A 10,987-nucleotide genomic window follows, 5' to 3' on the forward strand; every position below is an offset into this window, starting at 1 on the left:
GCCCTGGGCCAGGTCGCAGCCCAGCGAGAGCAGCGCCTCGGCGTGGGCCAGCGTCTCGACCCCCTCGGCGATCATGGGCTTCTTGAAGCGGTTGGCCATGTAGATCACGCTCTCGACGATCGCCATGTCGTCCTGGTCGACGAGCATGTCGCGCACGAAGCTCTGGTCGATCTTGATCAGATTCACCGGCAGCTGGCGCAGGTGGGTCAGCGACGAGAAGCCGGTGCCGAAGTCATCGATGGCGAACCCCACGCCCAGCGTCTGGCAGCAGGCCATGTTCACCAATGCCGATTGGGTGTCGTGGATGGCCGCGCTCTCCAGCACCTCGAGCTTGAGAAGGCTGGGGCAGACGTTGGGATGGGTGGCCAGAAACGCCGACAGCCGCTGGCTGAAGTCCTTCACCAGCAGGTGCGACGGGCTGATGTTCACGCTCACCGGCAGCGCCGTGCCCGCCTTCTGCCACTCGGCGAGCTGGCGCAGCGCCTCGCCCAGCACCCACTCGCCCAGGTCGACCTCGAGCGGGGTGCTCTCGACGATGGGCAGAAACGCCGCCGGCGAGAGCAGCCCCTCTTCGGGATGCTGCCAGCGCACCAGCGCCTCGAGCCCGACCACCCGACCGCTGCGCATGTCGACCTGCGGCTGGTAGAAAAGGCGCAGCTCGTCGCTGTCGAGCGCGTCGAGAAAGCGCTGGCGCTGTTCGTTGCGCGCCTGCAGCAGGCGGTCCTGGTCCGGGTCGAAGAAGTGGTAGGTGTCGCGGCCGCGCTGCTTGGCGCGATACATCGCCTGGTTGGCATGGCGCAGCAGCACGTCGCCCTGAGCGTAGTCGTCGGGGTAGAGCGTGACCCCGAGGCTCACCGTCAGGTAGATGCTGTGACCATCGATCACCATGGGCTGACGAATCGAGTTCAGCAGCGCCTCGAAGTACGCCTCGTCCACGCCGTGGTGCAGCAGCAGCACGAACTCGTCGCCGCCCACCCGGGCCAGCACGTCGTCGCCGAACAGCAGGTGGCTGACGCGTTGGGAGAAGGCGGCGAGCAGCGTGTCGGCGGCCTGGGCGCCCAGGCGCTCGTTGAGGACCTGGAAGTGGTCGATGTCCAGCGAGCACACCGCCAGCGGCAGGTCTCTCGCCTCGGCGTGCTGGATCGACTCCTGGATCAGCTGGGTCAGAAGCTGCAGATTGGGAAGCCCGGTGAGCGAATCGAAGTAGATCTCACGGTTCAGGTGGCGCGCGTGAGCGGGAATGGCGGAGAGATCGGACAGCACGATGACGTGGCAGGTCACCCGTCCCTGCTCGTCGCGCACCCGGTTGGTCGACATCATCGCCGGGTAGAAGCGCCCGTCGTGGCTCTTGTAGCTCACCTGGCTCTTGCTGCGATCACGCAGCTGGACGTCGCCGGCCAGGCGCGACGGCCGGCCATCCTCGAGCGCGAGGATGCTGAACGACTCGAGGCGGTGGCCGAGTACCGCAGCACGCGAAAGCCCCGTCAGCTCGCAGAACGCCGGGTTGACGTCGCGGATCCGGTTGGCCGCATCGGTGACGATGATGGCTTCATTGGCATGACCAAAAGCCGTTTCGCCGAGCGAAAAGACGGCGTTGGAGACGACGACCGACAGGGAAGCGTCGCTTGGCGACGGCGCAAGGTCGCGATGTTGCTGGGCCAATGACTGCTCCTTAGGCAGATCGAATAGCGGGCGGCGCGCGACGGTTGTTGTTGATGGAAGATCGCGCGAGCGCTTTATCGTCTTGCTCAACCAATATAGCGGTCATGAGTCTAGTGTTCGGATCATCAGCGCACTCGGCGTGCGCTCGACTACTTTATCCGACAAAACCTGTACAGCGTTAGGTAGAATTCATTATGGCCATAGCCCACGTCTATAGGCCACCCTTATTGGCATTATCCGAGCATCGCGATCGGTCGCGTCGATCGAGCCACCGAGGCGTCGCGTATTTCACGGCGCCAGCGCCGCCGCGCCTAGATAGCGCTTCTCCCAGTACGCCACGTCCAGCGGCACGCTGACCACCTTGCGCCCGCTGCCCGGGGCATGGATCATCTGCCGGTCGCCGCGATAGATGCCCACGTGGGTCGCCTTCGAGCCGCTGCCGAAGAACAGCAGATCCCCCGGGCGCGGCGTGTCGGTGCCGGGCAGCGCCCGGTACTGCTCGTCGGCGGTACGTGGCACGCGCATGCCGGCGGCGCGGTAGGTCATCTCGACCAGTCCCGAGCAGTCGAGCCCCTTCGGCGTATTGCCGCCGAACCGGTAGGGCGTGCCGATGGCCTGCTGGGCGTGGGAAAGAATCAGCGCGCGCTCCATCGAGATGCCCGCCATGGCGCCAGGGGCAGGCCCGGGCGCCGTGGCGATCTCCTTGCTGGCGCAGCCGGCCAGCAGCAACAGGGTGAAAAGCGCCGCGAAAGGGCGCAGCAAGACGGCGTGACGCGGGGTGAACAGCGAGAGAGCGTGGGACATGGAGCACTCGACCGGTGGCGTTTCGGGGTGCCCTCATCATGGCCCAAGGGCTTGCGATTCGCCACTGGATCATACACTTGGCGCGTTAGATCATGGCGCGACGCACCCGCGCCGAGACCCATTCGGAGACGATGACGGTGGCGAAGATCATCACGAAGATCACGCTGACCTGGCTCCAGGCGAGGCTGTTGATCGAGGCGTTGAGCGCAAGGCCGATGCCGCCGGCGCCGACCAGCCCCAGCACGGTGGACTCGCGGATGTTGATGTCCCAGCGGTAGAGGCTGATGCCGGCGAAGGCCGGCAGCACCTGGGGCAGCACGGCGTAGTTCATCACCTGCAGGCGGCTCGCCCCGGTGGCGCTGATCGCCTCGACCGGGGTCGGGTGGATCTCCTCGACCGCCTCGTACAAAAGCTTGCCGACGAAGCCGATCGAGCGCAGCGCGATGGCGATGATGCCGGCGAGCACGCCGGGGCCGACGATGGTGACCAGCAGCATCGCCCAGATCAGCGAGTTGATCGAGCGCGACGAGACGATGATCATGAGCGCGAGGCTTCGCACCAGCGGGTGCGGCGTGGTGTTGCGCGCGGCCAGAAACGCCACGGGAAAGGCCATCAGCACGCCCAGCGCCGTACCGAGGGTGGCGATGTTGAGGGTGTCCCACATCGGCCGCCAGAGTTTTTCGGCGTACTCCCAGCGCGGCGGCAGCATGCGCCGGAGCAGGTCGCTTCCCTGGCGGCCGGCGTCCTCCACGAACACCCACATGGTGTTGTCGGAAATCACCTTCCAGCAGAGCAGAAACAGGCACAGCCCGAACAGCCAGGCGGCGAAGCGCAGCCACTGGGCGGCGGTGGTACGCCGCTGCCACAGCGGCAGGCCAGCGGAGGAGGTCGAGACGGGCATGGCGAATTCCTTGGGCGCGGCGGTTACTGGGTGAAGCGGCGAACGTGGCTGGAGGCGTATTCGCTGGCAAGCACGATGGCGATGATGATCAGAAGGATCGCCGCGGCGGTGCCGTATTCGTAGCGGCTGAGCGAGGTGTTCAGGGTCGCGCCGATGCCGCCGGCGCCGACGATGCCGATCACCGAGGATTCACGGAAGTTGATGTCGAGCCGGTACATCGAAAGCCCGATCAAGCGCGGCATCACCTGGGGCTGGATGGCGTGGTTCATCACCTGCCACCAGCCGGCGCCGGTCGCGCGCACCGCCTCGACCTGGCGCCAGTTCAGGTCCTCGATGTCCTCGGCCAGAAGCTTGGCCATGAAGCCGATGGTGGCGAAGGCCAGGGTGATCATGCCCGCCAGCGGCCCGAAGCCGAACATCACCACGAACAGGATGGCGATGATGATCTCCTGGAAGGTGCGCGACACCGCGATGATGGCCCGACACAGCGCGTAGATCGGCAGCGGCGCGATGTTGCGCGCAGCCCCCAGCCCCACGGGAATCGCCAGCAGCACGCCGATCACCGTGGAGGTGAGCGTCATCGTCAGGCTCTCGATCAGCCCGTCGATGATGTCGCCCTGGCGGCTGGTGAAGTCCGGCTGGGTGAACGCCGCTAGGAAGTTGACCGCCCGCCCCGCCCCCTCGGCGACCCGCGCCCAGTTGACGTCGACGGAGCCCAGTGCCAGCACTAGGTAGGCGAGCACGGCCACCGCCAGCGCCCAGCGCCGCCCGGCCCCGGTGATGAACGGTTGTCGCCGCCACTGCCCCTGGCGCGCCGCTCGAAGGCGCCCTTCGCTTGCGTGCAGGCTCATCGCACCGCTCCGCTCAGGGCGGCATCGAACGCCCGGGGTGGCGCCGGGCGCTCCTCTGCCGGCGCCTCGGGCTCGACGCGGGTGTCCCACTCCTCCTCGCCGTAGATGGTGGTGAGGATGTCGTTGGTCAGCTCGCTCGGGGCGCCATCGAAGACGATGCGCCCGGCGTTGAGCCCGACGATGCGGTCGGCGAACTGCCGGGCCAGCGCCACGTCGTGAATGTTGATGATCGCGGCCAGGCCCCGCTCGGCGCACAGCTCGCGGATCAGGCGCATGATCTGGCGCGAGGTCTTGGGGTCGAGGCTCGCCGTCGGTTCGTCGACCAGCAGAAGTCGCGGGCTTTGCAGCAGCGCCCGGGCGATGCCCACCCGCTGGCGCTGGCCGCCGGAGAGGGCGTCTGCGCGCTTGTCGAGAGCGTGCTCGAGACCGACCCGCTCGAGCAGGCGAAACGCCTCGCGCACGTCCTGCTCCGGGTAGCGGCGAAAGAAGCTGCGCCAGAAGCCGACGTAGCCCAGCCGCCCGGAGAGTACGTTCTCCATCACCGAGAGCCGGTCGACCAGAGCGTACTCCTGGAAGATCATGCCCATCGAACGGCGCGCCCGCCTGAGCCCGGCGCCGGAGAGTGCGGTCAGCTCGTCGCCCTCCAGGCGAATGCTGCCCTGGCTGGGTTCCACCAGCCGGTTGACGCAGCGGATCAGGGTGCTCTTGCCCGCCCCGGAAGGGCCGATCAGGGCCATCACCTGGCCCTTGGGCAGCGTGAGGTCGATGTCGCTCAGGGCGCGGTCCCCGGTCGGGTAGCGCTTGCCGACGCCTTCGAGTGTGAGCATGGAAGTGCCTCGTCTATACGGCCTTCGGCCGGAAGGCGGGCTTCCGGCCGAAAGGGGGCTGAAAATGCGTTCAGTCGCAGTCGTAGGTCACGTCGGTGGCGTCGGCGATGGTGCGCACGACCGACCACTGATCGGCGTAGGTGATGGGAATGAACTGCGCCTCGCCGGAGTTGGCGAACTCCGCCTCGAGCGGCGTGCCTTCCCAGTCGTAGCTGAAGAACGCTTCCTGGATCTTGTCGGCGAGCTCCGGGTCCAGGTTGTGGGCCAGGCCGTAACCGGTGGTGGGGAAGGTGTCCGAGGTGTAGATGACCTCGAAGTCGCCCTCGTCGATCACGCCGCGGGCGATCATCCGCGTGGCCACCGAGTTGGCGATGGCGGCGGCGTCGTAGTCCTTGTTGATCACGCCCAGGATCGAGTTGTCGTGGGAGCCGGAGAAGGCCGGCTCGAAGTCCTCGCCCGCCTGCATGCCGTACTCGGAGCTCAAAAGCGCCGACGGCGCGCGAAAGCCGGAGTTGGAGGTTTCCGAGGTGAACGCCAGCTGGCGGCCCTCGAGATCCTCGATGGTCTCGATGCCGCTGCCCGGGTAGGTGATGATCTCCATCTCGTAGCCGTAGCTGCCGTCCTCGGCGGCCATCATGGCGAACGGACGGAAGCCCCCGCAGTTCACCGCCACCGGCACGCCGCCGGTGTTGAAGCCGGCGATGTGCAGGCGCCCGGCGCGCAGCGCCTCCTGCTGGGCGGCGTTGGACTGCACCGGGAAGAACTGCACCCGCTTGCCGGTGGCCTCGCTCAGGTGATCGAGAAAGTCCGCCCACACCTCGGCGTAGACCGCCGGGTCCTCGACCGGCGTGTAGGCGAACACCAGCGTGTCCGGGTCCACCCACTCGGCGGCGTCCTGGGGAATGTCGGCGACCATGTCACCGTCACTGTCGGTATAGCGCGCGGAGAGATCCGCCGAGGCGTTCGTCGCGATGAAGGCCAGCGCACCGCAGACGGCGGCGCTCACGAGGGTACGGCGTAGGGACAAGGTCGTCATGCATCACCCGAGACATGGTTGGAAGTCTCGCTATCCTGGCAAGCCAAGGTGAGAGCGCCGCGACACTTGCATGACGCCTCGATGACGGCGGGCGAGGCGTCGCCTCTTCGGCGCTCGACGAACAGGCTGTTACCGGCGATCTTCTTGGCCTGGTGCTTGAGCTCGGAGAGCCGGGCGGCGATCTCGAGCGCCCGGCAGCGGTCGTTCTCGTGCACCGGCTTGACCGCGATCGACACGCTCACCCAAGGAAAGAAGTCCGGCTCGCCGCGGCGGTTCTCCACGCTCACCCCGCCCTGGCGCTGGTCCTCCTTGGCGTAGAACCCCGGCGCCATCACCGCGAAGGCGTCGAGGATCTGGCGACAGATGCCCTCCCACTGCTCGATGGGCAGCAGCATCATGAAGTCGTCGCCGCCGATATGGCCGATGAACCCGCCGGCGCTCTCCACCTGGGCCTGCAGGAGCCGCGACAGCGCGATGATCACCTGATCGCCCCGGGCGTAGCCGTAGGCGTCGTTGTAGGCCTTGAAGTTGTCCAGGTCGACGTAGGCCGCCGCGAAGGGCTCGCCCTTCTCCAGCGTGCGGGTCAGCGTCTCGTTGATCAGGATGTTGCCGGGAAGCCCGGTCAGCGGGTTGGCGTGGCGCGCCTGGCGCACCTGGATGGCGGTGATCTCGCGCAGCAGGTCGACGATGCTGCCCATGCCCAGGTACGCCCCGCGATCGACGATCACGAAATCCTCCTGCTCGATGTCGTGGCTGTCGGTGAGCTGCTGGCTGAGCACTTCGAGCAGCGTGTCCGCCTCGGCGATCAAGGGGCGCGCATCCGCCACCTCCAGCACCTTGCGCTTGGCGTAGAGCGAGTGGCTGTAGGGATTGGTGAACAGCGTCAGAAAGGCGTTGCGGCGCACCACCGCCACCGGCCGGCCCTCCTCCACCACCGCCACGCAGCGCAGCGTCGGTTGCTGGCGAAAGCGCTCGACCAGCGCCGGGATCGAATCGCCGGGCGAAACGGTCTCGATGGCCCGGGTGATCGCCCGGGCGGTGCGCCCTGCGCCGCTCGCACCGCCCGCCGCCGGCAGTTGCAGGGCGAGCGTGTGCGGCGGCTCCCGGGTGGGCCGCGCGAAGTAGAACCCCTGCAGCAGCGACAGCCCGCGATCGAGCTCCCACAGGCACAGGTGCTCCGCGGCGGTCTCGACCCCTTCGGCGATCAGCTGGCAGTCGAGGCTTCGCGCCACGTCGAGGATCGAGCGCAGGAACTCGCGCTTGGCGGGCTCCTGGTCGATACCGGCGACGAAGTGGCGATCGAGCTTGACGAAGTCCGGGCGCAGCTCCGCCCAGTGGCGCAGGCTCGAATGCCCGGCGCCCAGGTCGTCCAGCGCCACCTGGAAGCCCATGTCGCGGTAGTGATCCACCGCCTGGCGCATCAGCGCGTAGTCGTGGATCGGCACGTGCTCGGTGAGCTCGATCACCACCCGCTCCGGGGAGAGCCCGCTTTCGCGCAGAAACCCGAGCGTCAGCCCCTCCTCGAAGTCGCGCTCGACGATGGTCAGCGGCATCACGTTGAGAAACAGCCGCCCGGGCAGGTCGAGCGCGACGAAGCGGCGAATGGCGAGCTGGCGGCACTTGAGGTCGAGCTCGACCAGAAGCCCTGCCTGCAATGCCACGTCGAACAGGCGCAGCGGGGAGTGAAGCGGCGAGTGCTCGGGGCCGCGAATCAGCGCCTCGTAGCCGAACACCGCCTGGCGATTGGCATCCACGATGGGTTGGAACAGCACGTGGAGCTCGTCGCCGTCGAGAATGCGGCTCAGCCAGTGGGCGTCTTGGGAAGTCATGGAGCGGGTGCCTTGTAGAGCGCCGTGGTGCGCTAACAGCCGATGAAAACGATCATCGCGCAGCTTGCGACATCGGGATGACACTTTCGTGACACGCGCCTAGCGCCGCACCTCCGGCGGCGGGAAGCTCACCTCGCCGCCTTGGGCATCGAGCTGGCGGATATCCTGCGGACGGCCCTGCTCGTCCAGGCTGACCAAGCCGATGCCGCTGGCGTTGACCAGCCGCTCGCCGGCTTGCGCCCTGCTCGGGTCGCGCGGCATCACGGCGAGCTTGCGCCGCTTGGTGAAACCGTTGAGCGGCGACCAGGGCGCGTAGAGCCAGCGGTTGAGCCGGTCGAAGATATCGAGCAGCCGCGCCGGAAAGGTGTTCTTGATGCCGCTGGAGGTGATCTGCCACAGGTGCGGGGGGCGCGTCTGGCGGCGAACGACGATGTCGTAGGCAAACGAGTAGTGCACGTCGCCGGAGAGGATCACGTAGTTGCCCGGTGTCTTCGAATGACACCAGATCTGCAGGAGCACGCTGGCCGCGCCGCGATGCGCCATCCAGTTCTCGGCATCCACCACCAGCGGCTTGCCTGCGAGCGTGAAGAGCTTCTGCACCCCCTCGATCAGCTTCACGCCGAACATCGGTGCCGGCGAGACGATCACCGCGCTGGGGCAGTCGAGCAGCGCCTGCTGCATCTCCATCAGCGCCTCCCAGTCCATCAGCCCCGAGGGGCGCTTGGGGCTTCGCTCGCTGCGCCAGCGCCGGGTGCGGGTATCCAGCACGATCAGCGCCGGGGTGCCGGGTACCTGGAACTCCCAGCCCTGAAAGCGCAGCAGCCGCTCGATCAGCGCATCCTGGGCCGGGGCATCGAGCGTCTCGTCGCCCGCGTCGAGCAGCTGGCCTGCGACGTCGACCAGGGGCGCGAGCTTGTCCGGGTCGTTGCCCCATCCCTGGCAGAGCAGGTAGGCGATCAGGGCGTTGCCGATGATGCGCTTGGAGAACGGGTGGCCGTAGGCGCAGCGCTCCCAGTCGGCGGTCAGGTTCCAGTCGTCGGTGACGTCGTGGTCGTCGAAGATCATCAGGCTCGGCAGGTGTGCCAGCAGGCGTGCGCAGGGCGAAAGCCCCGCGACGAAGGCGTCCATCGTCGCCTGCTCCTGGCGGTAGATGGCGGCCTCCTTGTCGGCGAGCGCGGGCGCGGTCACCTCGATCACCCGCCAGGGCGTCGGCGACCATACCAGGCAGTACATGGCGAGCATCTCGGCGAGCGTCATCAGGTGGTTCGAAGCGTTGGCGGAGGTGAACACCGGCTTTTTCACCCCGCCGAAGAAGCGCTCGCGAAGCGCGGCGTTGCTGGTCACGTCCGGCAGCAGCTGCTCGCGGTGATAGTAGGTCTCGGGCGCGGCGTAGAGCGCCTGGCTATCCGCCACCGTGGCGCCTTCGAGCTGCTCGTCGAAAAGCCCCAGCCGCGCGATCAGCGCGTGCACGGCGGCAAGCGTCGGGCCCGCCACGTCGTCCACGTAGACCTGATCGCCGGTCATCAGAAGCCACGCCGGCCATTCGCCAGGGCTTGCCTTGTGCTCGCCAAGCCAGGCGTCGGCGCGCACCAGCCCGTCCGGGGCGGGATGATGGGGCTTGCGGCAGGAGCCGTGCATCAACCGGTGGTGGCGCCCGGCGAGCACGAAGGCGGGCAGCGTCTCGCCCTCCTGGGCGAGCCAGGGCGCCCACTCGGCGATCGAGCGCGCAGCCCCCGACGCGCCGACGCGCAGGTCGTAGCCAATGCGCACCTCCACGGGCAGGGGGTCGTCGAGGGCGACGTCGACCAGGGCGATGAAGGCGTGACGACCGATGGCGATGAAACGCATCGAGCCCGCCAGGTCGATCTCTCGCACCGGCTCTTCCCCCGGGTACAGCGCAAGCGAGAGCGACAGCGGCCGCGAGGTGACCAGCCACATCACCAGCCGCTGCGGGGAAAGGCGGCGCAGCAGCGGGCCGACCAGCACCTCGGGCAGCGCTTGGGCGGGCGATTGGGCGCTAGCGCTCATGGCTCACCACCGGAAGCGTCAGGCAGACCTCGAGCCCGCCGGCCGCAGCGCGGGAGAGCGCCATCTCGCCGCGATAGAGCGCGACCAGGTCCGCCACGATGGCAAGCCCCAGGCCGCTCTCCGAGCGCTGCTCGTCGAGCCGCGCGCCCCGGGCGAGCGCTGCCTGGCATTGCTCCTCATCGAGCCCCGGGCCATCGTCGCTGACCCGCAGCGTCAGCGTCTCGCCGTGCACCTCGGCGCAGAGCGTGACGTCAGCGCTCGCCCAGCGGATCGCGTTGTCCAGCAGGTTGCCGATCACCTCCTGCACGTCCTGGGCGTCCATGCGTACCCGAGGGCGCGCCTGCCAGCGCTGGCTCAGCGTGATGCCGCGGCGGGCGGCCAGCCGTGTGAGGCCCTCGAGCAGCCCGGCGAGCGTGGCGTCGAGAGCGATGGGCGAGAGCGCCAGCCCCTCGCCCGCCGCCGACGCGCGGGCCAGATGATGGCGCACGGCGGCGTCGATGCGCGCAAGCTCCACGCCCAGGCGTTCGGCGCTCTCCGGGGGGAGCTGCTTGAGCTGCAGGCGCATGACGGACAGCGGCGTCTTCAGGGCGTGGGCCAGGTTGCCGGCGGTATGGCGGCCGCGCTCGATCAGGCGCTGATCGCGGGCGAGCACGGCGTTCATCGAGCTTGCCAGGGTGGCGAGCTCCTCGGGCAGGCGGGTGTCCATGCGGCTCGCCGCGCCCTTCTCGACCTCGCGCAGGTTGGCGTTCATGCGCCGCAGCGGCGCCAGCCCGAAGCGCACCTGCAGCGCCAGCACGCCGAGCAGCAGCGCCCCGAGGGCGAGAATGCCGAGCCACAAGAGCCGCTGGAAGCGCTGTATATCGTCGCGCAGCGCGCTTTCGTCGGCGGCGACGCTGACGTGCAGCGGTGACGACAGCGGCGCCAGGTAGATGTCGCGCTCCACCACACGCAGCGGCTGAGCGCGCGGGCCGGTCACGCTGCGCGCGCTGACCTGGCGGTTGTCGGTCACCGGCAGGCGCTGGTCCCACAGCGAGCGCGACGCCAGCTGG

9 protein-coding genes are annotated in these 10,987 nt (G+C 68.3%); all 9 read right to left on the bottom strand.

Features of this window, described 5'->3' with window-relative positions:
* A partial coding sequence (locus tag BIS11_RS03945; protein ID WP_367399197.1) for a putative bifunctional diguanylate cyclase/phosphodiesterase occupies positions 1-1,662 on the bottom strand: 1,662 nt, incomplete at its 3' end.
* Between the two features lie 288 nt (positions 1,663-1,950).
* A complete protein-coding gene (locus tag BIS11_RS03950; protein ID WP_253424121.1) occupies positions 1,951-2,466 on the bottom strand; it encodes a C40 family peptidase in 516 nt (171 codons plus the stop codon).
* An 85-nt stretch (positions 2,467-2,551) separates the two neighbouring features.
* Positions 2,552-3,367, bottom strand: coding sequence for a phosphonate ABC transporter, permease protein PhnE (gene phnE, locus BIS11_RS03955; protein ID WP_253424118.1), 816 nt, complete (start codon positions 3,365-3,367; stop codon positions 2,552-2,554).
* A gap of 23 nt (positions 3,368-3,390) precedes the next feature.
* Positions 3,391-4,218, bottom strand: coding sequence for a phosphonate ABC transporter, permease protein PhnE (phnE, locus tag BIS11_RS03960; RefSeq protein WP_253424115.1), 828 nt, complete (start codon positions 4,216-4,218; stop codon positions 3,391-3,393).
* Positions 4,215-5,045 carry a phosphonate ABC transporter ATP-binding protein gene (gene phnC, locus BIS11_RS03965; RefSeq protein ID WP_253424111.1) on the bottom strand — a complete coding sequence of 277 codons (831 nt, stop codon included), beginning with the start codon at positions 5,043-5,045 and terminating at the stop codon, positions 4,215-4,217. Before phnC ends, phnE (BIS11_RS03960) begins: the two co-directional genes overlap by 4 nt.
* A 70-nt stretch (positions 5,046-5,115) precedes the next feature.
* Positions 5,116-6,081, bottom strand: a complete 966-nt coding sequence (gene phnD / locus BIS11_RS03970) for a phosphate/phosphite/phosphonate ABC transporter substrate-binding protein (protein WP_253424108.1) — start codon at positions 6,079-6,081, stop codon at positions 5,116-5,118.
* Entirely contained in the window at positions 6,078-7,910 is a 1,833-nt protein-coding gene (locus tag BIS11_RS03975) for a bifunctional diguanylate cyclase/phosphodiesterase (protein ID WP_253424105.1), read from the bottom strand. Before BIS11_RS03975 ends, phnD begins: the two co-directional genes overlap by 4 nt.
* A 99-nt stretch (positions 7,911-8,009) precedes the next feature.
* On the bottom strand, positions 8,010-9,938 hold the full coding sequence (locus tag BIS11_RS03980) for an alkaline phosphatase family protein (protein WP_253424101.1): 1,929 nt from the start codon (positions 9,936-9,938) through the stop codon (positions 8,010-8,012).
* On the bottom strand, positions 9,928-10,987 hold a 1,060-nt coding region (locus BIS11_RS03985; protein ID WP_253585751.1), incomplete at its 5' end, for a HAMP domain-containing sensor histidine kinase. The genes BIS11_RS03980 and BIS11_RS03985, both read right to left, overlap by 11 nt.

This window comes from Halomonas sp. 707D4, assembly GCF_024158685.1.
GTDB lineage: Bacteria > Pseudomonadota > Gammaproteobacteria > Pseudomonadales > Halomonadaceae > Vreelandella.

Coding starts and splice junctions, on each gene's coding strand:
- phnD (WP_253424108.1), bottom strand. CDS start 6,081: ATGACGACCTTGTCCCTACGCCGTACCCTCGTGAGCGCCGCCGTCTGC.
- phnC (WP_253424111.1), bottom strand. CDS start 5,045: ATGCTCACACTCGAAGGCGTCGGCAAGCGCTACCCGACCGGGGACCGC.
- BIS11_RS03950 (WP_253424121.1), bottom strand. CDS start 2,466: ATGTCCCACGCTCTCTCGCTGTTCACCCCGCGTCACGCCGTCTTGCTG.
- BIS11_RS03975 (WP_253424105.1), bottom strand. CDS start 7,910: ATGACTTCCCAAGACGCCCACTGGCTGAGCCGCATTCTCGACGGCGAC.
- phnE (WP_253424115.1), bottom strand. CDS start 4,218: ATGAGCCTGCACGCAAGCGAAGGGCGCCTTCGAGCGGCGCGCCAGGGG.
- phnE (WP_253424118.1), bottom strand. CDS start 3,367: ATGCCCGTCTCGACCTCCTCCGCTGGCCTGCCGCTGTGGCAGCGGCGT.
- BIS11_RS03980 (WP_253424101.1), bottom strand. CDS start 9,938: ATGAGCGCTAGCGCCCAATCGCCCGCCCAAGCGCTGCCCGAGGTGCTG.